Below are 24525 nucleotides of genomic sequence, written 5' to 3'. Positions count from 1 at the left end.
CCCAGTGGGTCAAAGTTCGACCGCCCAAACTGGGTCAGGATTCAGCCGCCGCCGACAACTACCTTGTCGGCTACGCAGGCATCCCCGTTGTCCTGCTGAGAATGGCGACACCGCGCCGCCGCTACCAGCTCAGTCGGGAGGGTTTCCGGTACGGGGCCTACTAGCCTCGCCGTTTCGGTTGGACGGAGGCGGCGTCGCTGATTGTCGGCGCCGTCGCCAGCGGGATCCTCGCGACGGCAGGCATGGGCAAACAGGACAGAGACGGCGGGAGCACGCCCGCCGACGACGGTGCAGGCGGGACGTGGCCGGTGACGACCTGGCAGGGCTGGCAGCGCTTCGCCACCACCCCTCCCCCACAGCCACCCGCACCCGGGAAACCGGAACGCAGGCCCAGATCACCAACGCCGTCTGCCACACCTACAACCGTGCGGGCGTACGTCTCGTACTCATCGACGAGATCCATCGGCTCAATCCGCGCACCACGACCGGGTCATTCAGAACGACCTCGAGCTGCCCCAGGGGGAGGAAAGCCGGTCTCATGCCGCTTCGCAGAGGTTCCGGGACATAGTGGAAGAGGTCGGAGTCACCCGTCCACGCCGTGGTGTAGAGGGGGCGACGCACCGCGTTGGCGGCGCGCTCGGCCAGCGATGGCACGAGTACCTCGACCGATTGAATGCCGGTCTCCTCGTCCAGCCGGCGCAGAAACGCCTGGTAGGTGTCGGCCAGGTGCGCGCCGCCGTTCATCCGGACAAGCGACTCCGTGAACCGGGCACTTAGCACTCCGGCGGGCGATACGGACTCCAGTGTGGCGCGCTCTGCCGAGTCGAAGGGGCGGAGAGTGACATCCACCGGCCAGCGCGTTGGCTGGTCCAGGACGCCAATGTCGTCCAGCATCGCTGAAGTGATGTCGATATCTGTGTCGCGGGCCGCCGATTCGAGATACTTGAGCAATCGCCCATAGCCCGAGTCGGGCGAGGTAGAGGTCGGCCAACCTCCCTGCGCCCGCGCCGGACCAACGCTGGATGCCGGTGCGGCAAGATACTCCGCCAGTACTTCCAGCACCGGTCGTCGGACCGTGGTGACGCCCTGCAGAACTCGGTGATCGCGTTGGGGCCGCTGGGAGTTCACCAAAGCCATGACACGCATAGCTGTCCGTAGAGCCGACTCCAACCTGGAGGAGACGGGTAGCACTCCCAGAGGCCGTCGGTAGACATCTGTGAAGCCGCGGCCCCTCGTGTCCGGTGGTGCTGTTCGAATCCTGCTAGGCGACTGCCAGCCGATGCACCAGTGCCTGGGCGGACGCGAGAGGGTGAGCACTCCAAGGGAGACCAGGTACGTGACGAATGTGTGCAGCCCAACGCGATCCCCTGGCCCCTCGGGTTCCGGCAGCACCCTGCGTTCCACGGCATCAAGGCACGCCGCACCGGGCGACAGGGCGTCGTAAAGCGCGGTCAGTGGGCCGGTTCGGCGCAGGCGTATCTCCGTGGCGCGGTCCGGAGCAGTCGGGTTGCTGGTCCAGCACACAATGTGGTCCGGCTCAAGACGAGCCAGTGGGGCAAGCCCGAGTCTTGCCCGCGGCGGCAAGGGACCGGATGTCGGTGCGTTGAGTTCACACCGCTGGAGATGGAGGTTTTCGATCCATTCCACGGCGTGTTCGTAGTCCAGCCGCAGCACCGAACCGTCCGGTGGCGTGGTAGCTATCAACTCGACTTCGGCAACGTGTCCCAACCAGGACCGGGGGGGGGCGTCTTCGCAGCGCCGCGGGCGATCAGGCGCCACATGTAGTCGCTGCGGTGACGGAGTTGCTTGTCGCACCAGGATTCACCCCGTGCGATGCGCGTCCGGACATCTGCTTCACCGGCGATGGTCCCGTCAGCGAGGGCTAGGCGGCCGTGCACGGATCCGCGCAGCAGTGTCCAGGCCAGTGGGAACAGGCGGTCGTACTCGGCGGTTGTGGCTCGCTCCGCTGTTGCCAGAAACCGCGGTGAGACAGCCGCAAAGGCCTGTGGTCCGCCGGATTCTCTCTTCGAGGGCCGGCCGATTGTCCTTCGTCGCGGGGCAAGCGTCGGCCGCCGTCCGCCTCAGCCACGCCCACTCCGGTGGGGTGAGCCGCTCACCCTGGTGCAGGCTTCTGCGCGCTGCCAGCACTGACCAGCGGTCGCGCCGGCTGGCGGCTGCGGGGACGAGTTCGGTGCCGATTTCTTCGGCGAGCTGGCGGCTGCGTATTCCTGCTCGGCATCGTCGACGCGACGCAGCAATTGGAAGAGGGCCGGGCTACCGCCCGCTGTCCACAACCGGATGGGCAGGCCTGCGGTGCGCAGGAGGCCGAAGGCCGGCTCGTTCATCGCGGAACCCCATTCTTGCGATCGGCAAGGGCTTCGGCGATCACGGCTTGCAGCAAGGGTGACAAGCCCGCTCGGTTCCAGTGAAAGATGATGACCAGGGCAGCCGCTTCCCGGGGCCCGATGGAGGCGTCAGCGGACTCGAAATAGCCATGCCGCCATTCCGCCCCCAACCTCTGGACCGCCGTCCGGTGATCGAGCACCAGTGCCCGGGATGAGGGGGCCAGCGACGCAACCAGGCGTTCGGTATCCGACCACCCTTGACGCAGCGCGGAGGCCAGTTGGGCCACGCCCGTATCACTGCGGGAGCGCTCGCCCAATGACCTGCCGGCACGCCGGATCCGGTCCCAGACATCGATTTTCTCCCATCCGGAAACACCGAGGGCGGCGAGCATGCCCTTGATCATGATCAAGGACAGCGCCCAGGATGCCGGTTCGGGAGAGGCCTGCGTTTGCTGGCCGGTTCGGGAATGGTGACCTAGCCAGACTCGGGAATCCGCAGTGAACAATCGGTGGACCCATTCCATTAAAGCGGGGCCGCCGAAAAGGTAATTTTCCGGCTCGTAGACTCCGTACTGGAACTCGGCAATGAGACCGGAACTTACCCAGTCCGATATCTTATCGACAAGCATTTCTCGGATCTCGACAATTCCGCCCGTACGCGCCTGGATTCTCATCTGAATTCCAGGAGGCTTGTGCATGAAGAAAAAGTCCTTCGCCAGGCCATTGCCGAGTACATTGCGCGCGAGACCCTCCATGGCTGCGTACATGTCGGCTCCGTACAAGTCGCGCCGCTGCCCGGCCACCGACGGGCGGAGGCCGAACTGGAGCCAGTCCTCCGCCCTAGCGAGGTCGGACAGGGCCATCAGCCCGCCAGCGAGGAACCGGTCGCGCAACTGCCGCAACTCTGGTGTCCAGCCGGGTGCCGCCATGTCGTCGCTCACCGATTCCGCGCACAGGTGCAGGAACTCCAAGACCGGGATCCTGGCCCCATTGATCAAGGGGCAACCCGCGGTGTCAGGTTGGCCGAAGGCCCTTGTGTAATCAGCCGCATTCCCAGCCATCCGTCTCTCCCTCCTCACCTCGTACCTGACTTGTAGTCACATGGAGGCGCGAGTGACGAGGAAGCTGATGGTTTCCTGTTGCTGCGAGACCGTTTGAGTCAACTGGGCAACTTCCTGACTCAACTGGGCGACTTCCTGTTCCAGGTTACTCACCGTCTGCAACCGGTCTGGCACAGTTACGCCGCCGACCACCAGGCTTCCTGTGATTTCGACATTCCCCTCGAAGCGGCCGGCCGGAGCGCCCTTCCCGAAGATGCCGGGGCCCCTGTTCGAGAGGTGGACGCCGATAACCCCGGCCTTCCCCTCACCGTTCGCCAGTCCTTTGACGCCGTCTCCGCCGTCCTTCCCGTCACCCCAAACACCAGACGAGCCCGGACCCGGCTGAGCCTGGGTCTCACCGTAGACTCCCACCCATGTGAAGCCGACCCCCTGTACGCCGACGTTTCCCGTGCCGTTGACTCCTGCGCCACCGGTTGTGCTCGTGCTTATTCCAGCCACCCCGTGCCAACTGCCTCCGTCCCCCCGGATTCCGACAGCCGAACCCTGGCCGAAAACAGCAATTGCGCCAGTTCCGTCCGATACCCCGCGGATAGCTGTTTCTTCCGGTTCTGTGACCTTATTCTCAAAAGTTGGCATGACACTACCTTCTCCCTGACTGAAAATCTGAAGTCGCAGGCCACAGAAGTTGAAAATTCCTCTACCCTTGCCCGCGGACCAGATGGGATAGCAGCAATGCGAAGCTGGCGGTCCCTTGTCAATCGGATGAAGCGACGTCCTGTAGCAGGACAACTGGCGCTACATCCGAGCGTGGCACAAATCTTTGCCAGCCGCACATTCGACTGGTGGCGTTGGCTCGGGGCACCCGACTGCGGGCAGCTCGGCGCACCCCGCGATCGGGCGGGGTCTCCGCCGGTACAAGCGAGTCTCCTGCACAAGGTGGTCGCCCGGTTCGGGGTGGGCCGCGCGAAGGCGTGTCAGTGCGTGCCACATGTCGCCCATGTCGCCGAATCCGAACTGTACGTCTGCGTTCTCCTGCTTGCTGCGTCTCATACGACCTGTGTAGGGGCTTCCGCTGGCTGTGGCCGTCGGGCAGGCCCATCCGTCCCACGCGGTGGCACGAGAACTTCGGCGACTGTTCCGCCCATCGGGCCGGACGCCGGGCAGCTGCAGCAGTGGTGGAACCCGGCCCTGAGGTCTGCTTGACGTGGGTGGACGATCTGGCCCACTAGGGCGGGCTGGTCGTCCACCACCCGGAATCCACGCTGGTCAGCCCCCGAACAGCCCTGGACGAGAACCGGTCCGCACGGCTGCTGCGGACCGATGCAAGGCGGCGGCGCCCGGCGTCCGGGAGCCGCCGCCGCTGCTTGCGCAACTCCTGCTTCTCCGCTGCCTTCGACTTCGGTGTCCGGGGCTGTTTCCAGACCGGCTCCCAGGATGGCTCGTCAAGCACGGCGGCCAACTCCGGGGCGGCTTCGCGTGCGCGGGCGAGGGCGTCCTCGAAGCTGGGCTGTTCCGGTGTGCTCACCGTGCGCGCCGGACCCGCCGGAGATCCGGTCGCGGGCTGACCCCCGTCCTTTACGCCGAGGCGCCCGCTCCTTTCGCGCCGCCCTCGCCCAACCAGGACACGGCGGTGTACTTCCCCGGGGCGAACCGCTCGACTGCGTCAACGATCAAGTCATGGTGAGCCGGCCTCCGTCGGCGCCAGAGGGAGTTTCCGAGCGAGTAGTAGGGCACAAGCGCCCTCGACCCGCCAACGACGTTCGGCTTCCCCGGACGTGAGCCTGCCCTCATCACCAGCACCAGGACGCTCCGCTTCGTCGTGAACTGAACCTTTTCGATATCAGCCCACGGCACGGTCTCCGTTCCGCCACGCCGCACCTTGCTGATGCCCACTGGATCGATGCGCAGGGCCGGATATCGCGACACAAGGGCGATCAGCGGCAGCAGACTCACTACTCCTCCTATCACCGGTAGTCCCGCATATCCGCCGACGCCCATCCAGCCCACAAACCCAATGCCTTCACCCAAGATCAGCACGCCGATAACAAATGCCACGAGTGCTTCGAAAAGCACCAGGCAGAGCATCGCAGCGAGGACCAAACCCAGGTAGAATCCGCCGCGGCGCGCCCGCTCAGCGGGGAGCAATAGCCCTTCGGTGCAGCTAGAGGGCGTGGACATGATGTTTCCTCCATTGAGTCTCGGGTGGCGAGTGCACGTCGCACAACTCTCCGCCGGCGAAGCGTGATTGGACATCCGGTATGAACTGCCCAGGCTTGTAGCGCAATCTCAACACATGAACCTCCACGGACTCTCCCCCGGTTTCCAGTCGCCCGACGGGCCGGGGTATCAGCCTTGATGACTCCGGGCCGCGCATCGGCTCAGGTGGGTAAGGTCGGGGAAGTTGATGAGCTGGCGGGGCTTGAGGCAGGTGAAGATCGCGCGCGCGGCATGGTCGCACGGCGTGGCGCAACGTCGCGGTGACCGGCTCGTTCTGGCCTGACTGCAGCGCCTTCCGCCCTGTGTACGGCAGGCCGCATCCGGATCTACCTATCGGGTGGCAATGAGGGCCTCGGTGCGGATCGTTCCCTCGTACTGGCCCGAGGGGTCGTACGCCAGGAGCGCGCGGCGCAGGTCCACCTCGAAGGGTTCCCTGCGTTCCCCGAGCTGCGCTGGGGTGGAGTAGGAGTTACTCAGCTGCAGGCCGATCAGCTTCTCCGCGCTACGCACCACAACCTGGTCGAACGGCACCACCTCGATCGTGGAGAACGGCGAGCGTTCCACCGTGCTCTGGTAGGTCTCCGTCGGCTCGGGGTAGGCCCCGGCCCCGCCCGGCGGGCCGTTCCGAGGTAGGCGGATCGGACGTCGGCGACCACCGGTGCCCAGCCTCGGCAGGAGCGTGGTGCCGGGCGGTCCGGCCGGTTGCCGTGCCGGTCGAACTGGGGGGCCGTGACCCGGTCGACGGCCTCGCGCCGCCGCTCGAGGGAACTCACGGGATGTCGCACACCAGAGCAGCCTCACCGGAGCGCCACCACACCCCTGACCTTGAGGTTCCGATGGAGGTATATGGTCGTATTGGTGAATTGCTCACCGTGTGCGCCATGTCGGGTACATACGTCACCTGCGGCACGACCCGATGCATGGCTTGAGCAGGCACGACGAAGGAGTCGGAGCAAAGTGAAGGCTGCACGCTATTACGACCGCGGTGACATCCGTATCGAGGATGTCCCGCAGCCCACCGTCCGACCGGGCACGGTGGGCATCGACGTCGCGTACTGTGGGATCTGTGGCACGGACCTGCACGAGTACCTCGACGGACCGATCTTCGTGCCGTCGGCCGGCCATCCGCACCCGGTGTCGGGCGAGGCCGCCCCCGTGACCCTCGGCCACGAGATGTCCGGCACCGTCTACGCGGTGGGCGAGGGCGTCGAAGGCGTGAAGCCGGGCGACCGCGTCGTCGTGGAGCCCTACATCCTGCGCCCCGACGTCGACACCGGCGAGAACAACCCGACCTACCACATCTCGCCCGACATGAACTTCATCGGGCTCGGCGGCCGCGGCGGCGGGCTCGCGGAGAAAATCGTCGTCGAGCGCCGTTGGGTCCACCCGGTCGGCGACGTGCCGCTGGACCAGGCTGCCCTGATCGAACCGCTCTCGGTGGGTTACCACGCCTTCCAGCGCTCGGGCGCGAAGGCGGGCAACTTCGCCCTCGTCGGCGGCGCCGGTCCCATCGGGCTGCTCACCTGCGCGGTCCTCAAGGCGATGGGCGTCGAGGTCGCGGTCTCCGAACTCAGCCCGCTGCGCCGTCAGAAGGCGCTGGACGCCAAGGTCGCCGACCACGTCATCGACCCCGCCACCACCGACGTCGCCGAGGAAGTCCGGCGTCTCACCGGCGGCAAGGGCGCGGACGTCGCCTTCGAGGCCACCTCCGTCAACTTGGTCCTCGACACGCTGTTCGACGCGGTGAAGCCGGGCGGTGTCATCACGGTCATCTCGATCTGGGGCAAGCCGGCCTCGATCGACATGCAGAAGCTCGTCCTCAAGGAGGTCGACCTGCGCGGCACCATTGCGTACGTCAACTCCCACCCGCAGACCATCAAGCTCGTGCAGGAAGGGCGCATCGACCTTGCGCCGTTCATCACGAAGACCATCGGGCTGGACGACCTCGTCGGCGAGGGCTTCGAGACCCTGATCCACCACAACGAGACCGCCGTCAAGATCCTGGTCGATCCCCGCGCCTGACGCGCACGCCGAGATGTCCATGCCCTCGCAGGACGCTTCGGCAGGTTCGAACCTGCCGGAGTGAGGGCGTGGGCGGCTCTCGCCGAAAACCCCCTCACCCGCCCCGTTCTCACGGATCACGATCCGCGAGAACGGGGCGTCGCTGTTCCTCGGCGGCGATGTCGCTTGACCGTCCGCGTCGAGACCCTGTCGTCGACGGCCGTGCCTTCGCCGCGCCCGATCCCGTGCCGCGCGACCTGGCGCAAGGTGTCGTCGTGGTCGCCGGGCCGACGCGGTGGCGGTGAGCTCGCGGTACGCAGACGCTGCAGCTCTCATACCTGTCGATCCCACTGCCCGACAGCGTCGAGGGCCTTCGCTCGTTGACCGACCTCGACCTGTCCTACCTCAACGACGACCGGCCGGCCGAACTCCCTCCAGTGGTCAAACCGGCTGTCGGCACGGACCCGCGGGCACCTCACACCGCGGCAGGACGCGGTGCGGAGCGAAGCCGACGACGAAATCGTGGCGATCGGATCTCATGGCCAACCTCTCGTGGAAGAACGGCCTGAGCAAAGACACCGACCGGGCCGCGGCACGCGCCCAGCAGCTGGCCGCCATCAATGAGGACTGGAACTGTTCGTGGCCGCTGGACTGCCAACGCCACTACCGGATCCTCCCCGACATGCAGCCCTGTGTCCTCTTCAAAGGCGACGACCTGGGGAAATGGCTCGCATAGCAACGGCGGGCCCACACCTGGGGCGCTCGGCGCCGTTCCGGCGTGGAGTCGTGGCCCTCGCCGGTCGCGGTGACGCGAGCAGCCGGCGCACAGCCGGCCCGCGAAGAACCACAGCCGAGGCCGCGGGCAGCCCCACTGTCTCCCCCGGCGCCCGATCCTGAGACTCCACCCCCTCGATCCGACCGCGCCCACCGGCCTCAACGCATAAAGTCTCTGGAACCTGAGACAGCGTCACCCACCAGGAGACAACCACCTCATGACAGTGAAACCAGACGATCAACACCACTCTGACCAGCAGCAAGAACCCACGACAACGATCCCCGCCACTGACCCCCACCACCACCGACATCAACCCGAGAGACCGCCACATGGACTGCGATTTGTACCGTGACAGCGGTCAGTATGCGACGGGTTCGCGGATGAGGGGGCAGGTCATGCAGTGGCCGCCGCCGCGGCCGCGGCCGAGTTCGGCCCCGACGATCTCGATGACTTCGACGCCGGCTTTGCGGAGCAGGGTGTTCGTCTGGGTGTTGCGGTCGTAGGTGAAGACGACGCCGGGTTCGAGGGCGACGGCGTTGTTGCCGCTGTCCCACTGCTGGCGTTCGGACGCGTACACGTCGCCGCCGGTCTCGATCACCTGCAACTTGGGCAGGCCGAGCGCGCCGGCGACGACGTCGGTGAACGGGCGGGAGCCCGCGTCGGTGATGTCGACGGGGAAGGTGCCGCTGCCGGGGCGTAGGGAGAAGGTGTGGACGGCGTCCATGATGGGCGGGTAGAGGGTGACGATGTCGCGGTCGGCGAAGGTGAAGACGGTGTCCAGGTGCATGGCGGCGCGGAGTCTGGGCATGCCGGCGACGACAACGTGCTCGGCGGCGCCCTGCTCGAACAGTGCGGCAGCGACCTGGGTGATGGCCTGACGGGAGGTCCGTTCGCTCATGCCCATCAGCACCACGCCGTTGCCTACTGGCATGATGTCGCCGCCCTCGAAGGTGGCCTGGCCCCAGTTCTGTTCGGGGTCGCCCCACCACACGGTGACGTCCTTGAAGTCGGGGTGGAAGGTATAGACGGCCTTCATCAGCAGTGTCTCGTCGTGCCGGGCCGGCCAGTAGAGGGGGTTGAGAGTGACGCCGCCGTAGAGCCAGCAGGTGGTGTCGCGGGTGTAGAGGGTATTGGGCAGCGGCGGCATCAGGTATTCGCGTACTCCGGTCGACTCGCGGGCCAGGGCCACGTACCCGGGACGGAACTCGTCCGGGAGATCCGCCGTGGCGAGGCCGCCGATGAGGAACTCCGCGAGCGGGTGGGGTTCCAGGGTCTCCAGGAAGGCACGGGTGGAATCGACGAGTCCCACGCCCACTTCGTTCGGCACGATCTTTCGGTCCAGGAGCCAGTCCCTGGCCCCGGGGATCGCCATGGTGGCAGCAAGGAGGTCATGGAGTTCGACCACGCCGACGCCGCGCGAGGTGAGCTTGTTCACGAAGTCGGCGTGGTCGCGCTGGGCGTTGTCCACCCACATCACGTCGTCGAACAGGAGGTCGTCGGCGTTGGTCGGGGTGAGTCTGCGGTGCGCGAGCCCCGGGGCGCACACCAGCACCTTGTGCAGTCTGCCGACCTCCGAGTGGACACCCAGCGTGGTGGGGGTCGTGCTTTCACTGGACATGTGTTTCCCTTTCCGGCGATGGACGAGGTGTCGCGGATGCGTGGTGCAGGTGGCTCGGCTCAGAGGCTGATCCAGCCGGCGGCCAGAGCGATCACGCCCATGACGCCACCTGCGACCGATACTGCGCAGATGGCCAATTCGCCGGGCGAGAACAGGCGTCTGTCCTGTTCGCGTCGGGCCATGACGAACAGCATGGTGGCTGGGGCGTAGACGATGAACGAGAGCAGGACGAACCTGAGCCCGGCCGCGTACAGCAGGAATGCCGTGTAGAGGGTGGCGAGGAGAGCTACGGTCAGCCCTCGTGCGGAGCCTTCCCCTTGCGCGAAGGGGTCGGGCATGAGCGAGATCTTCAGTGCGAACGCTGCGGCGAGCAGGAACGGGATGAGACTGAGTGCGCTGGTCAGGTCGAGTGCGAAGTTGAACGCGTCGTCGGAGAACAGAGTGATGATCAGCACGAACTGGACGAGTACGGTGCTCATGACCAGAGCCGGTACGGGGACGTCGTCCGGGGTGGCGCGACGCAGGAAGCGGGGCATGTCGTCGTCCTTCGCGGCGACGTACAGCACCTCGGCAGCCATCAGGGTCCAGGCGAGATAGGCGCCGAGCACGGACACGATCAGTCCGACGCTGACGAACACCTTTCCCCAGGTACCGACCGCGTGCTCCAGGACGCCGGCCATGGAGGGCTGGCGCAGCTCGGCGATCTCGCTCATCGGCATGATGCCGTACGACACGATCGTGACCGAGGCGAAGATGGCGAAGACGCTCAGGAAACCGAGCACCGTCGCCCGGCCGACGTCGGCGCGCCGCTTGGCGTGCCGGGAATAGACGCTGGCGCCTTCGACGCCGAGGAAGACGAAGACCGTCGCCAGCATCGTGCCGCGGACCTGTTCGAACAGGGAACCGGCGTAGTCCGCGCCGCCCCAGTTGTTGGCGAACACGTCGGTGTCCAGGTAGAAGAGCGCGAGAACGATGAACACCAGGATCGGCACGACCTTGGCCACGGTGACGATGCGGTTGATCGCCGCCGCCTCCCTGACCCCCCGCTTGATCAGCAGGAAGAACGCCCACAGCCCGGTCGAGGACAGAACGACCGAGAGGACCGTGTCTCCGTTCCCGAGAGCGGGCCAGATGGCGCCGATCGTCGACATGATCAGCACCCAGTACGTCACATTGCCGACACACGCGCTGGCCCAGTAGCCGAACGCCGAGAAGAAGCCGAGGTATTCGCCGAATCCGGCCTTCGCGTACGCGTACACACCGGCGTCCAGATCCGGCCTGCGCACCGCGAGCGACTGGAAGACGAATGCCAGCATCAGCATGCCCGTACCCGCGATCGCCCAGGCGATCAACGCCCCTGCGACACCGGTCTCCTCCGCGAAGCGGCGCGGCAGCGAGAACACTCCTGCCCCGACCATCGAGCCGACCACCATCGCCGACAACGTCATCAGCGACAGCTTGACCGCGGGGGACTTCTCTTCAACGCTTGCAGACATACGTCACGACCCTTCGTGGCACGGCGGTACGGCGGTGGTTGCGGCTGTCAGGTGGAGGGGGTTGGGTGGGTCCGCGCCGGTGCCGGGCTCCACCTTTCCGATCTTGAAGCCGGTGATGCAGTACAGCTGGACCGGCGTAGTTGAAGATCGCGTACGGCAGGTACGACAGGGCCACTACGCCGAGCACGGGCCCCATGAAAGCGCCGTAGGAGCTCCATGGGACAAGTGACGAGGTGACAGTTCCGTTGTCTGCCGCGAGCCGGGACCCGAGACGTCCGCTCAGACTTCCTGATGTCTCATGAGAGTCAGGCGCCGACGCATCGGTCACCCCGGCGCCGCGATGTCGCCAGGGGTGAGGTCATCCCGAATACGCAGGTAGCGCACTGGATGCCGGTGCCGGCCGCGGTGTACCGCTGTGTCAGCGCGTACCTCGGCGACGAGGTTCGGCTGGACGGTGACGTACCGGAGCTTGTTCCCAGAGCCCCATCCAGCGCTGATCTGCATTCCCGTCCACGGATGCTCGGGCCCGCCCGAGGCCAGCGCGGCCCCCAGCTCGCGCCGGCGCCGCGCGGCGGGGCCCGGACGGGTGCGGCGAGGTCGAGCGGCACGGGGAACTCCACCCGCCAAGGGTGACCCGGCACCGTGAATTTTTGGGGGAGGCGCAACGCTCAAGCGCGCATGCTGCGAATCGCCGAGGAAGCATTGAAAAGCGAGGACGGCACGCTGTGGCTGATCGTCTTCATGGGAGCGGCCACCAGCGCCGCACTCACCGAACAGATCGGCAAGGCTGTCGTGCTGATCCACCTGTCACCTTCCTCGGCCGCCAACCGTCACCACGGTAGAGAACGCGGAACTGCGGCTGGTTCACAGACCCCACAGAAGTAGAGGTGAGATCTTGCCGGTGAACGTCTACCAGGCGGTTACGACTCGACGGGCGGTGCGCAAGTTCACGGACGAACCGGTCCCGAGGGCGACGTTCGAACGCGTCCTGACCGCTGCCGCTCGGACGCCATCGGGCGCGAATATTCAGCCATGGAGCATCTACGTGCTGACCGATGCCCCCTGGCCGAGCTGAAGAAGCGGGTCGCCGAGCGCGCGGAGGCCGGCGACCCCGGAGATGAGCGGGAGTATCGGATGTATCCGCCGGACTGGCCTCCCCTTACCGTGAGCGCCGTTCCACCGCCGCTGCGCAACGTTTTGATGCGCTCGGAATCCGCCGTGAGGACGCCCAAAAACGCGCGGAAGCCATCGCCGCAAACTGGGGGTGTTTCGGTGCCCCCGCCCTTCTGCTCTCCTATATCGACCGCAACCTGGGATCGGCTGAGTGGGTCGACCTAGGTGTTCTGTCCACGGAGGTTGGTGACGGATCCCACGGCTTGGGGATCTTGAACGAGTGAGGGCCTTCCGGGTTCGGTGTGGATTGCGACATCTACACGAACGATCAGAAGGCCCTCATGCCCCGCCGTAATGCACCCCTGACCGAGACCGGACGTCTGCGTGTGGCCCGCTGCGTCGTCGAGGGCGGCCGGCCTCTGCGCCGTGCTGCCGATCGGTTCCAGGTCTCGCCCACCACGGCTCAGCGGTGGGCGGCCCGCTATCGCGAGCTGGGCGAGGCGGGTATGGCGGACCGTTCCTCCCGGCCGCACCACAGCCCACGCCGCACGCCGACCCGGACCGGGCGGCGGATCATCAAGGTCAGGGTTGTGCGCCGCTGGGGACCGGCCCGCATCGCGTACCTGCTCGGGCTGAACCCGGCGACCGTCCACCGCGTCCTGACCCGCTACAAGCTGGCCCGCCTGGCCCATCTGGACCGGGCCACCGGTCGGGTTGTCCGCCGCTACGAACACGCCGCCCCCGGCGACCTCGTGCACGTCGACATCAAGAAACTCGGCAACATCCCCGACGGCGGCGGCCACAAGGTCCTCGGCCGGCAAGCAGGCCGCAAGAACCGCGCCAAGGCCGGCATGAGCTTCCTGCACAACGCCGTCGACGACCACTCCCGCCCCGCCTACAGCGAGATCCTCACCGACGAGAAGAAGGAAACCGCCGTCGCCTTCTGGCAACGGGCCCACACCTACTTCACCGAAGCCGGGATCACCGTCCAACGGGTCCTGACCGACAACGGTGCCTGCTAAAAATCACACTTCTGGCGCAACTCCCTTGCAGAGCAAGGGATTTCACACAAGCGCACCCACCCCTACCGGCCCCAGACCAACGGCAAGGCCGAACGCTTCAACCGAACCCTGCTGGACAAATGGGCCTACGCGAAGACCTATCGCACCGAGGCCGAACGGCGCGAGGCATACCCCGTCTGGCTCCACACCTACAATCACCACCGCGGGCACACCGCACTCAAGGGCCAGCCACCCGCCAGCCGCTTCCCCAACCTCACGGGTCAGTACACCTAGCGCCACCAGGGCGGCGAACACCAGGGCCGCCGCGAGGAGGGAGAACCGGACGTTCCGCGTGTTGTGGAACGTCACCGGCCCCAGAGCGATCGTGTTGTTCCTACCGCGCACCGTGCTGTTGTCGAAGGTGATGCTCCCGGAGGCCGACTGGGAGGATTGGACGTCCACCTCCAGCGCATCGCGCTCCAGGATCGCGGCGATCTGACGGCCGAAGTCCGGATCGCTGTCCACTTCTGCCTGCAGCAGGGACCGGAGTTGAGAACCGGCCGCCGGGTCCTGGGGGTGTTCATTCACCGCCTGCAGCACCGCCTGACCGCTGCCACTGCGTGTGAGCCGCTCCCGGACCAACTCGATCACCACCTGACTCGCCCCGGCACCCGCTGCGGTCACCGTCCCGCCGGCCATCTGCGTGAAGAGCTGAATCACCGTCTCGATCACGTTCGTTCCCCCTCGCCGTCTGCGCACCGGACTCCATCATCGCCATGAGCACACCATCGGGGAGGAGAACCCCTTTTCTGCAGCCAGCCCGAAGGAACTCGACACGGGAGTGCCCGTCCGCCCAGATGCCGGCCCGGGGCTCATCGCCCTCCGCGCGGTACTCCGACACTCACGCCTGCACCCCATCGACACCCTGCCCTCGACCCATGCTCGCGCCCGGTGGCGAGCTGCGGACAAGAGCTGGCGGGGTGAGGAGGCGACCGGTGACCCGATGGACCGTGCGCTGTAGAGCTGTACAGGCTGAAACCGCCGGCCACGGCGGCCTGCCAACGAACAACGTGACACCGTGCTGGGGCCGGGCCCACTGAGCATGTCCCGGTCCCGCAGACTGCGGCCACTGCGGCGGCGGACAGTTCGGCCGGGGCCCCGGACCTGAGCACCCGTGTCCCGGGCCGTGGGCTGCTCAAGCAGGGAGGTGGGGCCCCCGCAGGAAATGGGGCGCCGAACTGGGGCCCCGCGCACGCGGGGAAAGGGAGTTGCCCGGAAGACAGCCGGTCACGAACAACCTGCGCTTGCCGTGTGGAGCTCTCGGATCCGGTCCGCTGTCTCCTCCGCGCGGTCGGAGCCGGCGTCCATCGGGTATCGGCGGACCGCGCTGATTCTCAGATGCTGGTGGGCGCGGTAGTCGTGCTGCTGAGCTGTTCCCTGATCCGTTCGGCGAGGTCGAGGACGACGTCGACGGGCAGGGCGCGGGTGCCTTGGTAGGTGGTGCGGATCCGTCCGTTGTCGCGGCTGCTGATCAGATTCGTGGTCCCGTGGGTGTCGGTGTCCGAGAGGGTGATCGTCGCTCCGCCGAGGTGTGCCAGGCGGCGAATCGGTCACCGGGGTCTGCGACGGCGTCGATCCGGTCGGCCAGGAACGCGGCGATGCCGCGGACCGACGTGATGGTCGCACCGTCACGCTCCCGGGTCCGGACCTTGGCGTTGATGAGCGTGCCGGCTTCGGGTCCGTCGGCGATGGTGTACGTGGCAGTCAGGTCGATCATGACTTCTGCTTCCAGGTGCACATGGCACCGGGACGTTGCCGAATGCGCCCGCGAGGCTGCCCACCAGGATCGCCAGACCACCGATGTCGCCCGCCGCCGCCCAGCCCCGCTACACCGCCCTGGACGCGCTGGCCTTTACGCGCCGGCCGAAGGAGACGATCCCGTCGGAATGCCGCGGCTCCGGCTCACCTGGGAGGGGTGGTTCATTGGGGCGGGCGGGTGTACTCCCAGTCCACATCCCAGCACTGGACCGTGCCGTCGACGTCGGCCGAGACGGCATGGCAGCCGTCCGCAGATAGGGCCACGCCGAAGACCGTCGTGGTGTGGCCGCCTTCCAGATCACACAGGAGGTCGCCGGTGCGGACGTCCCACAGGCGTACCTCATGGCCGGATCCGGTCAGCAGAAGGTCGCCCTCCGGGGTGAGCGCGAGGGAGCTGACCGACTCATCGGAGATCGTCTGCTCTCCCATGCCGAGGTCCACGTGGGAGAGGCCGATGACACCGCGGTCGCCATACGAGCCGCCAGCGGTGATGACGACTCGTCCGTCCGTACTGGTTGCAACGCTTGCGACCGATGAGGGCAAGCGCATCGTGCGCAGTCGACGTCCGTTGCGGAGGTCGAGGACGCGGGACCGCCCGTCGTCGGCTACGGTGACCAGCACGTTCCCCGAGAGGGTGACCGCTCGGTGGCGAGGGTCGCACCAGGCGTGTAGTGGGAGACGGGTTGACCGCTCCCACAGGAGGGCGGGCCTACTGCGCTTTCTGCGGGTCAGCGCCAGTGAGCCCTCAGGTGGGTCGAGTCGTTCGGGCGTGCCGTCCGAGGTACGGAGGGTGGTGACCTTGCGTGCGGTCGGTAAATCCCAGACGATCTGGATGCCGTGGATGTCCGTGGTGATCGCATGCCGTCCGTCGGCGCACATCGCCGTCTGTCGCACTTCGGCGTTGTGGCCGTCGGCGAGCTCTACCACGTGACCGGTCCGCAGGTCGTGGACGGTCACCACGCCGAAGTAGGACCCAGAGATCGCGTGACGCAGATCGGGTGTGAACGCGGCTGGGCCGCGTAGCAGGCGCCGGAATGTCCGGGTGCGCCATGCTCCGGCGAAGGACGCGCGGCGGGCAGCCGCCCCGGCTCTGCGCCATAGGGGCAGCAGACGCGGGTGACGCCGGTAGCCAGGCAAGGTGCGGACGGTCTGGAGATGGTCCCAGGCCTCGGCGGCGCGGCCTTTCGCGAGGAGTGAAGCGGCGCGGTCGAGGCTGGCCTCGACAGTTCGTGCGTCCTCGATGAGGTGGAACGCCATTCTGGGGCGGGCATAGCTCCACGGAACCGACGGGCCCGGCGGGGGCGGCCACACCACGACCAGCTCGCGGTCGCTGACCAGGGCGACACGGCCGTCCGCACTGGCTGCCACGTCCCCGGTGGTGTCGTAGGCCGTGAACTGGCACCGGGCGCCGTCGAGAAGCCACTTCTGAAGGCCGGATCCGTCGGAAGCCAGTGCCGTCCGCGCATCGCTGCTTACCGCGGGCGAGCCAAGGCCCCAGCCGACCACCTTGCCCAGGGCCCGTACCTACCCGGTCGTCAGGTCCACCAGCCGAGCGACCGGTTCCTCGTCGATCGTGAGGGCGAACTGGCCACCCGATGAAAAGGCGAAGCGCTGGTGAAGGTTGCTCAGGGAGGTCACGAGTGTGCCGGTCCGCACGTCCCAGACCCGAAGGAGCCACCGGTATCCGTCGAAGGCCGCTACCCGCTCCCCGTTGGCGACGACTGTCAGCGCGGCGCCGAAACCCGGCCCGTACTTCTCGAACGACTGGCCGATCAAGCGGACGGTGTCGCCGAGCAACCGCACCGAACCGTCCATCCCCGAGACCGCCACCACTCGGGCGTCGCCACTGATGGCTACCAGTTCCACACTGTGGGGCAAATTCCATCGTTGCAGACAGATGCCAGCAGCGGTGTCCCACAGCCGCACATGGCCGCGGTCGTCGGCGGAGACCAGGATCCGGCCATCCGCGCTCAGCGCCACTGCGGTCGGGTTCGTGGTGTGTCCGGACAGGACGTTCAGCGGCGTCAGTGCGTCGAGGTCCCAGACAAGCAGGTCGCAGGTGCCGTAGGAGACAACCGCAAGGTGCCCGTCGGCGCTGACCGCGAAGGCCGGGAGCCGAAGGGGCTCCAAAGACTGAAGCACGACCGGAAGGCGGGCGGGCGGCAGCCGGTCGGCCTCGGCGCGAGCTGCGAGGACATCGGGGCTGTCTTGAAGGTCGCCGAGCAGGCGGGTAGCGCTGCCCTTGTCACCGCGTTCAAGGTGTACCAAGGCGAGCAGATAGGTGCCTCTCTCAAACCCGCCCTGGCTGGTACGGACCGCGTCCAGCTCGGCGATGACCGCACGGTCGGTCAACAGGCCAGCGCGCCACCGCCGCAAACTGCGGTTGAACGTGGCGTGGGGGTGGCGCGGCTCGGCCCGCAGAGCACGATCCCACAGCCGATCGGCTTGGTCGGGATCGCCGAGGTCAAGGAGAGACAAGGCCTGGTTGGAGAGACCGTCAGCGAGCAGCTGTGCCTCGCTGGGCAGTTCGCGGGGGTAAGGCTCGCCGGTAGTGTCGCAGTAGATCCGCGCCAGTTCCTCAGCGACCTCGCCCAAGCTGCCCGGACGGGCCGCAGGGTCGACCGTGAAACAGCGCCGCAGCATCTCAGCCAGCGCCTCGGGCAACCTTGGGATCACCTGATCCTCGGTGCCCTCCGCAACGAACTGCTCGAAGACCCGCCCCGCCGCCTGGCCGAAGTAGGACGGCGGCTGGCCGACGAACATCTCCAGCACGCTCACGGCCCACGACCACACATCCGTCGCCACGCCCAGGCGCTCACCGCGCGCTTGTTCCGGCGAGCAGTAGGCCAGGGTCATCCCAGCGAAGGTGACAAGCGGGTCCGTAACGGCGCCAGTACGGGCCGTGCGTGCCCGAGCCAGACCGAAGTCGGTGACCTTGGCGGTCCCGTCCGCCTCCATCATCACATTGGCCGGCTTGACGTCCTGATGGACCAGACCGTGCCTGTGAGCGTGGTCCAGACCCTGGGCGACCTGTGCGGCGATATCGAGTAGTCTGGCGAGCGCCACCCGGTGGCCGCCACGGTAGAGCCGCCGGTCCCGGACCGCATCGGCCAGGGTGCCGCCAGCGACCCACTCGGCGAAGACCCGGGGAAGATCCTCCACACGCCGCACATACACGCAGTTGACCACATTCGGGTGGGCACCGAGCCGCACCCACGCGTCCGCCTCCGCCTCGAAGCTGGCCAAGCCGTCTGAGGCCATCTCCGGCTGCGGCGTCTTCACGGCCAGGTCGACACCCCACCCGCGGTGCCACACCCGGTACACCAGGCCCATCCCGCCGGCGCGGATCACCTCCCGCACCTCGTAGATGCCGAGCACCACCTCCCCCTCGGCCCACATTGCTCAGTCTAGGAGGGCGACGTACAGCGGCGTACCGAGCAGGACACCCGCACCCGCGTTTGGCGAATCGGGCACGTGCAGAAGACGTTTAGCAACGAACTCCACTCGCTGCGCCGGGCCGGGTACGAGCTCGTTGGCCCGGCGTACTGCCTCTGCAGCCGGCGGCATGCCGGTGCGGCTGGCCGCGTACTCCTCGTTGCCAATCGCCTCGACCAACGACCGGATCTGCGGGTCGGCGGCTAGACCGGCCAAGAGTGAAGGAGTCAGCGACCGCGGCAGTACAGCCTCCGACTGCGGCGGTGAACCCAGAACATGGTGGGCGGAACCGCCTAGGCCGTTTCCTCCGGATCACCTTGCTGACCACACGAAGATGCCTGCCAGGTGGAGGGCCGCGAGGTAGATGGTGGCGGTCTTGTCATAGCGGGTGGCCAGGCCGCGCCATTGCTTGATCTTGTTGATGCACCGCTCGACCGTGTTCCGCTGTTTGTACGCTTCGCGCGCGAACGCCGGAGGGCGCCCACCGCGGCTGCCGAGCCGCTTGCGATTCGCTGCCTGGTCAGCGGGTTGGGGGATCACCGCCCGGATCCCGCGATGTCGCAGGTAGGTGCGGATCGCGCGGGACGAATACGCTTTGTCCGCGAGGACCGCGGTGGGCGTCGTTCGGGGTCTGCCGACCGGCCGAGGCACCCGGATCCCCGTCATCACGTCCGGGAATGCCGGGGCGTCACCTGCCTGGCCGGGGGTAATTACGAAGGCCAGCGGGCGGCAGCGGCTGTCGGCCGCCAGGTGGATCTTCGTTGTCAGCCCACCACGAGACCGCCCCAGTGCATGATGGTCCGGTTCCTCGACCAGGGCCCCTTTTTACGGGCTCCGGCCGCGTGCTGGTGAGCACGAACGACCGTGGAGTCCACCGCGACGACCCAGTCCAGATCGCCCTCGGCATCAGCCTGGGCGAGGAGGTTCGTGAAGACCCTTTTCCAGGTGCCGTCAGCTGCCCACTTCCGCAGCCTGTTGTGGACGCCCTTCCACGAACCGAAGTGCTCAGGTAGGTCCACCCACGGAATCCCGGTGCGGTACTTGAACGCGATCGCGTCGATCACCTGCCGGTGATCCCGCCACCGCCCGCCCCGCCTCGGCGTCCGATCCGGCAGCAACGGCTCGATCCGCGCCCACTGCGCATCACTCAACGACATGCCCCGACGAACGACTCGTATCTGCCGAGGCAACGGCCGCCCGCCGTACCGGTCAGATGGGCCGCAGTACCTGATCAGGCTCTGCGGAAGCAGCCCCGGCGTACTCTGCGAAGTCCACGTTGCCGAGCGCCAGGTCCACCTGGACGCCGTGCACCGCGGCGGGCAGGGCTCGAAACTCCCTGGGATCCGGCGACTCGATGAGTTCCTGGTAATAGACGGGGTCAAGGCCACTCACGTCCTCCCAGACGGTCGACAGAGCCAGCAACGCCCGCGCTGGCGACTTCATCGTGCCGCGGTCAGCGAGGAAGACGACGATCAGGTCCTCATCCACCACGGCGGCAAGAACCTCATCGGCCGTTGCTCCTGACCAAGCAGGCGCATCGACTAGCTGCACTGCTGCGGCAAACTCACCGCCCGGCCCCCACGGCCGGTGCAACTCCCCAACCACCGCGTTCCACGAATCGTCGTCGCTGAAGTCGGTCCTGATGACGAGAACGTCGAACAAGTCGCGTCCGATCTCAGGCAGCACTCGCTCAAGGTTCTCCGGCAACGTCATGCCCAGGACTCTCCCACCCCGCACTGACAACCAGCTCCTGCGTGAGTGATCCGGAGGAAACGGCCTAGCCCCAGCACGGTTCGGTCAGTCGATCCGCCGAACCAGACCAGGCCCGGGTCCGCCGGGAACGGCCCCCATCGCAGCGCTAGCACTCCCCGGAAGAACCGACCCGGTTCGTCAACCGTTCCGAGCTCGTTCTCCTCCTCGAGGGATCGCACCAGCTGCTCCAGCCGCGCAGCGCGCTCGTCTCCCCCAGTCTCCTCAATGACCCGCTTGCCGCCCACGACCGTCAGGTTGACACTCACTTCGGTCGAACGCTTCCGGTTCGTCTTCGGATCGATTTGCGCCAGCAGCATCTCGACCTTGCTGTCGCTCACATACAGGTAGTAACGCATCGACACCCGGGCTCACAGCCTCCCCATAGCCCTACACGGTCCGCCCATTATCCCCACCCGATGTGAAAACCGCCTGAAGATTCGACTTCACAGGTCAAAGAACGGTGTGTTCCCGATCAAGGAAGTAGCCAACCGAGTTACGCCTTCTGGACAGATCCGCCACGACGGCAGGGTGTCTTGTGGGGCGGCAGTCATCATCTGGGTCGCTGCTGCACAACTCCAGCTGGCTGCTCCCGCACTTGGACGCCTGCAGGGCTGTCTGGAACTACCAACGCTCATGGGCACCGCCTCCGTTGCTGGGGTGCGTCGGTCTCGTTCGACGCTACGGAGGCTGCCGCCTGTATCTCAACGCGATTGCGGGTACTTGCGGAAGTTCACTCCAGGGCATCGATCGCGGCCCGGATGAGGGCGCGGGCGGTGTCGCCGTCGACGACCATCTCCGCGAGGCCCGCGAACGCCTTCGCGTAGTCGGCGAGCTCGCGCGGCTGCGTCACCTTGATCTCCGCCGTCAGCGTCTCCACCACGGCCATGGTGTCGTCGTGAAGGAACGTCTCCCAGTAGCGGGCGAGGTGTAGCAGTGTGGTGTTGGCATCATCGACCACGACGATCAGGCGCGGCACGTCGTCCAGGTCGTCTTCAAGGTCGATGCGGCACTTCAGCTCGGAGGTGAGTCTGACCAGGGCTTCGTGGATGCCGACGATGTTGCTGCGGTGAGTCACCGTGGGCTGGGCCTTGGCAATCCCGCGAGGCGGGAGGAACCACCGGAACTTCGCCCCTGACGGGCGCCTGCGGCAACACCGGGCCCCAGGCGGGCACCAGCCCGAGCCCTACAGAGGGCCATGCAAATACTGCGCGCCAGGCAGCCACTCCCACATCACGCACCAGAACAACCGTCAAGTCTCTCGCTGGGACCGGCTGATCGAGAGGGACGGGCTTCCTCTGCCTTCCAGGACATGCGTGTTCTGCGACATCCCGATAGAAGCGAAGTCGCCCGCCGATCCCCCTCGCCGTTGGTGCAGCCGCCATTGCCGCACATGGTCGTCTGGGGGCGCTGGCCCGTCGATCTTCTTCAAGCCGGTGTCCTGCGGCCAGTGCCAGAAACCGATTGACCGCCGCAAGGACGGCTGGACCCGGCGTTGGTGCTCGCGCAAGTGCTACCGGCTGGCCTGAGCAGCCAAAGAACGCCTCAGCTTGTTCTTTATGGTCTGAGCCGCCTGAAAGCGTGCGACAAGGCCAATCCAGTCCCTGAGTAGGGTTGTGGTCATGGCCAAGGGATTGGGGCGACAGCCCAAGGTGGATCTGGACAGCGGCGTCGAGGACGCGACGATGCTCATCCTGGAGTGGCTCGGCGAGCAGGGTGTAGGTGCCATGATCCGGGTCGACGCGGAGCGGATGCGTGACGGTCAGCCGGCGTGGACATTCGCAGCCTCTGGTGGGCCCCTGGACGGTGGGATGAGGGCCGATGGGGCCTCGGCCGCCGAGGTCATGGGCAGGGCATTGCTTGGGTTGCGAGAAGCCGGGCTGGTCGTTCCCTTCTGAAGCCGTGTTCAGGGTCTGAGCTGGTCGCGTTCGGTGATGCTTTCGGGGCGTCTGGCGGTCTTGCCGACGTCATGGCGGGTGGCGGGGTGACGGTTCCTCGAGCCGGGCGGCCTGCCGGGACCGGGCCGGTTGGGTTTCGGTGCACGAGCCGGACAGGGCAAGTACGGGCGGAGGTTCCTGAACCCCCGGCGGACCCGGGCCGGGGTGAGCCGGCCGGGCTCGGCCGGCTTCTCCCATGGACGACGGAGGTCAGCGACCATGGGCCGGGCGAGGCGGAGTTGGGTGTGGGCGGCGATGATCAGCCAGGTCCACCGGTCCGCTGCCGCGGGCGTGCGGAGCTTCGGGCGGGTCCAGCCCAGCGTCTGCTTGATCATCCGGAAGGTGTGCTCCAGATCAAACCTGCGCAAGAACGCCTGCCAGCGCAGATCGACGTCCTCACCCGACAGGCCGGCCGCCGACGACCACAGCCAGACCGGCAGTGGATTGTGACCGCCGGGCAGACGGTCGACCTCCAGACGGATCAACGTGCCCTCGATAACCGGGAGTTCGCCGGTGTGGTCGATCCATGCCGAGCGCGTGGTCAGCCTCGGGTGAATGCGGTCCCAGGCCATCACGCGAGCGGTGCCGTAGCGGTCGGTGACCTGCACGGTCTCCGCGTCCGAATCACCCCAGGAATCCGGCTTGGCGAAGCGGAACTCCTTGCCGTGCTTCGGCGGGCGTCCTCCCTGTGGCGGAGAGATCCAGGGGGCCGGGACGGGCTTGCGCATCACACGGTCCGTGCGCATCCGCCCCAGGACCTCCACCGGTAGTCCGGCCAGGAGATGTGCCATGCGCGGAGCGTCGTATCCGGCATCGAAGACAACCAGGATGTCGCGGTCACCCGGCTTCCAGCGCCCCATCTCGATGAGGTCGGTGACCACCCGGCGGACCTGGGCGGCGGTGACCTCGGCGACATCGTCGGCTGGGCCCAGCCGCAGCGCGTCCAGGATCTGACACCACGAGGTCCGACCCGACTCCAGCGCGGCGACGAACGAGTAGGGCCAGCCGGGCACGAACTGGTCCGAGGAGCGTCCGCTACGGCCGTAGACGTGACAGAACAAGCGGTCTGCGCTCGTTGGCGCGTCCGGCCGCAGCCAGTGGGTGACATCCACCGCCAGGACCAGGCGCCCGTCGGCGGCCTCCGGCTGCGGCAGCCCGGCCAGCACCTGCCGCGACACATCGACGTTCCCGCCGTTCAAGGCTTCGTACATCGCGCCGTGCCCGCGCCGGTGCTCGGCGGTCAGCGTGAGGTCGACCGGTGTCTTCACTGACCCGTCCGCACACAACAGGGCGTCGGTCAGCTCGAACAGCGTGTCCCCGCGCGCAGTCAGGCAATCGAAGAAGTCGTCCCGGAAGTGTGACGCCACCGCGAACGCTTCCCGCCGGACATCGTGTTGCAGCAGACTCATTCCCCCACGGCCTTCGTACTGGTCAAGTGCCTCTTTGGTCGGAGCACATGATCAGACGGAGGCCGTGTTCACGTCCCCAGAATCCTCGTACGAGCGATCACGTTCGGGACATCGTTCGAGGTCAGACCATAAAGAACAAGCTAAGAGGTCGTTTCAGAATGAGGTCCGGAGCCGTCTCAAACAGATGATGCTGCAGGCGAGTTGGAGTAGTCCGAGGTGGAGGTCGGCTCGTATCTCGTAGCGGATGCGCAGTCGTTTGAACTGGTGGAGCCAGGCGAAGGTGCGCTCGACGACCCACCGGGTCTTGCCCAGTCCCGAGCCGTGCGGGGTGCCGCGGCGGGCGATCTTGGGTGTGATCCCACGTGCGCGGACGAGACGCCGGTACTTGTCGTAGTCGTACCCGCGGTCGGCGAACAGTCGCCGAGGCCGGTGGCGTGGCCGGCCGCGCAGTCCGCGAATGTGGGGTATGGCGTCCAGCAGGGGCATGAGTTGGGTGAAGCTTCCCCTTGATCGTGGACACCTGGAGACTGGGATCTTGAGGTTCCAGAGG

The 24525-nt window shown here is 66.9% G+C and carries 20 protein-coding genes and 4 pseudogenes; 7 read left to right on the top strand and 17 right to left on the bottom strand.

The window, feature by feature from the left end; translation table 11 throughout:
• Positions 1 to 382: 382 nt before the first annotated feature.
• Positions 383 to 493: pseudogene (locus tag A6A29_RS48255) on the top strand (ATP/GTP-binding protein); the annotation flags it as partial.
• A 1848-nt stretch (positions 494 to 2341) separates the two neighbouring features.
• Here the strand turns inward: A6A29_RS48255 and A6A29_RS28865 are convergent.
• The 5 genes from A6A29_RS28865 to A6A29_RS28850 all read right to left on the bottom strand — a co-directional run bounded on the left by A6A29_RS28865 (position 2342) and on the right by A6A29_RS28850 (position 6187).
• Positions 2342 to 3316: a thiopeptide-type bacteriocin biosynthesis protein gene (locus tag A6A29_RS28865; protein ID WP_158074483.1), complete on the bottom strand. Its 975-nt coding sequence runs from the start codon at positions 3314 to 3316 to the stop codon at positions 2342 to 2344.
• 126 nt (positions 3317 to 3442) lie between these two features.
• Positions 3443 to 4042, bottom strand: coding sequence for a hypothetical protein (locus A6A29_RS45045; protein ID WP_143197114.1), 600 nt, complete (start codon positions 4040 to 4042; stop codon positions 3443 to 3445).
• A 589-nt stretch (positions 4043 to 4631) separates the two neighbouring features.
• A complete protein-coding gene (locus A6A29_RS44435; RefSeq protein WP_198953357.1) occupies positions 4632 to 4931 on the bottom strand; it encodes a hypothetical protein in 300 nt (99 codons plus the stop codon).
• 50 nt (positions 4932 to 4981) lie between these two features.
• Positions 4982 to 5584 (bottom strand): PH domain-containing protein, encoded by a 603-nt coding sequence (locus tag A6A29_RS28855; protein WP_073724350.1) that lies wholly within the window; start codon positions 5582 to 5584, stop codon positions 4982 to 4984.
• A gap of 369 nt (positions 5585 to 5953) precedes the next feature.
• The gene (locus tag A6A29_RS28850) at positions 5954 to 6187 is read right to left on the bottom strand and encodes a hypothetical protein (RefSeq protein ID WP_073724348.1); all 234 of its coding nucleotides are present in this window, start codon (positions 6185 to 6187) and stop codon (positions 5954 to 5956) included.
• Positions 6188 to 6580: 393 nt separating this feature from the next.
• On the opposite strand from A6A29_RS28850, the gene A6A29_RS28845 reads away from it, so the two are divergent.
• Together A6A29_RS28845 and A6A29_RS28840 are read left to right on the top strand one after the other, a co-directional pair.
• The gene (locus tag A6A29_RS28845; RefSeq protein WP_073724346.1) at positions 6581 to 7645 is read left to right on the top strand and encodes a 2,3-butanediol dehydrogenase; all 1065 of its coding nucleotides are present in this window, start codon (positions 6581 to 6583) and stop codon (positions 7643 to 7645) included.
• Between the two features lie 517 nt (positions 7646 to 8162).
• On the top strand, positions 8163 to 8360 hold the full coding sequence (locus A6A29_RS28840; protein ID WP_073724344.1) for a hypothetical protein: 198 nt from the start codon (positions 8163 to 8165) through the stop codon (positions 8358 to 8360).
• 397 nt (positions 8361 to 8757) lie between these two features.
• Here A6A29_RS28840 and A6A29_RS28835 read toward each other — a convergent pair whose 3' ends face one another.
• Together A6A29_RS28835 and A6A29_RS28830 are read right to left on the bottom strand one after the other, a co-directional pair.
• Entirely contained in the window at positions 8758 to 10017 is a 1260-nt protein-coding gene (locus A6A29_RS28835; protein ID WP_073724342.1) for an arginine deiminase, read from the bottom strand.
• Positions 10018 to 10076: 59 nt separating this feature from the next.
• Entirely contained in the window at positions 10077 to 11513 is a 1437-nt protein-coding gene (locus A6A29_RS28830; RefSeq protein WP_073724340.1) for a basic amino acid/polyamine antiporter, read from the bottom strand.
• Between the two features lie 678 nt (positions 11514 to 12191).
• Here A6A29_RS28830 and A6A29_RS28825 point away from each other — a divergent pair.
• The 3 genes and pseudogenes from A6A29_RS28825 to A6A29_RS28815 all read left to right on the top strand — a co-directional run bounded on the left by A6A29_RS28825 (position 12192) and on the right by A6A29_RS28815 (position 13921).
• Entirely contained in the window at positions 12192 to 12398 is a 207-nt protein-coding gene (locus tag A6A29_RS28825) for a hypothetical protein (RefSeq protein ID WP_073724338.1), read from the top strand.
• Positions 12399 to 12414: 16 nt separating this feature from the next.
• Positions 12415 to 12588, top strand: a complete 174-nt coding sequence (locus A6A29_RS47120) for a nitroreductase family protein (RefSeq protein ID WP_338012906.1) — start codon at positions 12415 to 12417, stop codon at positions 12586 to 12588.
• Positions 12589 to 12967: 379 nt separating this feature from the next.
• Positions 12968 to 13921, top strand: a pseudogene (locus A6A29_RS28815) (IS481 family transposase).
• A 1237-nt stretch (positions 13922 to 15158) separates the two neighbouring features.
• On the opposite strand, the gene A6A29_RS28805 reads toward A6A29_RS28815, so the two are convergent.
• The 8 genes and pseudogenes from A6A29_RS28805 to A6A29_RS28770 all read right to left on the bottom strand — a co-directional run.
• On the bottom strand, positions 15159 to 15404 hold the full coding sequence (locus A6A29_RS28805; RefSeq protein ID WP_073724336.1) for a hypothetical protein: 246 nt from the start codon (positions 15402 to 15404) through the stop codon (positions 15159 to 15161).
• Positions 15405 to 15607: 203 nt separating this feature from the next.
• A complete protein-coding gene (locus tag A6A29_RS28800) occupies positions 15608 to 16813 on the bottom strand; it encodes a WD40 repeat domain-containing protein (protein ID WP_143197113.1) in 1206 nt (401 codons plus the stop codon).
• 156 nt (positions 16814 to 16969) lie between these two features.
• Entirely contained in the window at positions 16970 to 18823 is a 1854-nt protein-coding gene (locus A6A29_RS28795; RefSeq protein WP_158074482.1) for a WD40 repeat domain-containing serine/threonine protein kinase, read from the bottom strand.
• A gap of 24 nt (positions 18824 to 18847) precedes the next feature.
• A pseudogene (locus A6A29_RS48250) lies at positions 18848 to 19168 on the bottom strand (DUF7019 family protein); the annotation flags it as partial.
• Between the two features lie 24 nt (positions 19169 to 19192).
• Positions 19193 to 20037 (bottom strand): IS5 family transposase gene (locus A6A29_RS43505; RefSeq protein WP_198953355.1). Its coding sequence is split into 2 segments (ribosomal slippage): positions 19193 to 19704 and positions 19704 to 20037, totalling 846 coding nucleotides; the frame shifts between segments, so codons are not numbered across the junction.
• A gap of 52 nt (positions 20038 to 20089) precedes the next feature.
• Positions 20090 to 20593 carry a DUF6924 domain-containing protein gene (locus A6A29_RS28780; protein WP_073724325.1) on the bottom strand — a complete coding sequence of 168 codons (504 nt, stop codon included), beginning with the start codon at positions 20591 to 20593 and terminating at the stop codon, positions 20090 to 20092.
• Positions 20590 to 20988, bottom strand: a complete 399-nt coding sequence (locus A6A29_RS28775) for a DUF7019 family protein (protein WP_143197112.1) — start codon at positions 20986 to 20988, stop codon at positions 20590 to 20592. Before A6A29_RS28775 ends, A6A29_RS28780 begins: the two co-directional genes overlap by 4 nt.
• A gap of 374 nt (positions 20989 to 21362) precedes the next feature.
• A pseudogene (locus A6A29_RS28770) lies at positions 21363 to 21536 on the bottom strand (transcriptional regulator); the annotation flags it as partial.
• Positions 21537 to 22251: 715 nt separating this feature from the next.
• On the opposite strand from A6A29_RS28770, the gene A6A29_RS28765 reads away from it, so the two are divergent.
• Positions 22252 to 22527: a hypothetical protein gene (locus tag A6A29_RS28765; RefSeq protein ID WP_073724360.1), complete on the top strand. Its 276-nt coding sequence runs from the start codon at positions 22252 to 22254 to the stop codon at positions 22525 to 22527.
• Positions 22528 to 22535: 8 nt separating this feature from the next.
• Here A6A29_RS28765 and A6A29_RS28760 read toward each other — a convergent pair whose 3' ends face one another.
• The gene (locus A6A29_RS28760; protein ID WP_198953351.1) at positions 22536 to 23975 is read right to left on the bottom strand and encodes an NF041680 family putative transposase; all 1440 of its coding nucleotides are present in this window, start codon (positions 23973 to 23975) and stop codon (positions 22536 to 22538) included.
• A 153-nt stretch (positions 23976 to 24128) separates the two neighbouring features.
• Positions 24129 to 24525: transposase (locus A6A29_RS28755; protein WP_143197111.1), on the bottom strand; the 397-nt coding region annotated here is incomplete at its 5' end.

The organism is Streptomyces sp. TSRI0281 (genome assembly GCF_001905125.1).
Taxonomy (GTDB): Bacteria; Actinomycetota; Actinomycetes; order Streptomycetales; family Streptomycetaceae; genus Streptomyces.
Note: the sequence above shows the minus strand (reverse complement) of the source record. Positions and strands in the feature narration are given on the sequence as shown.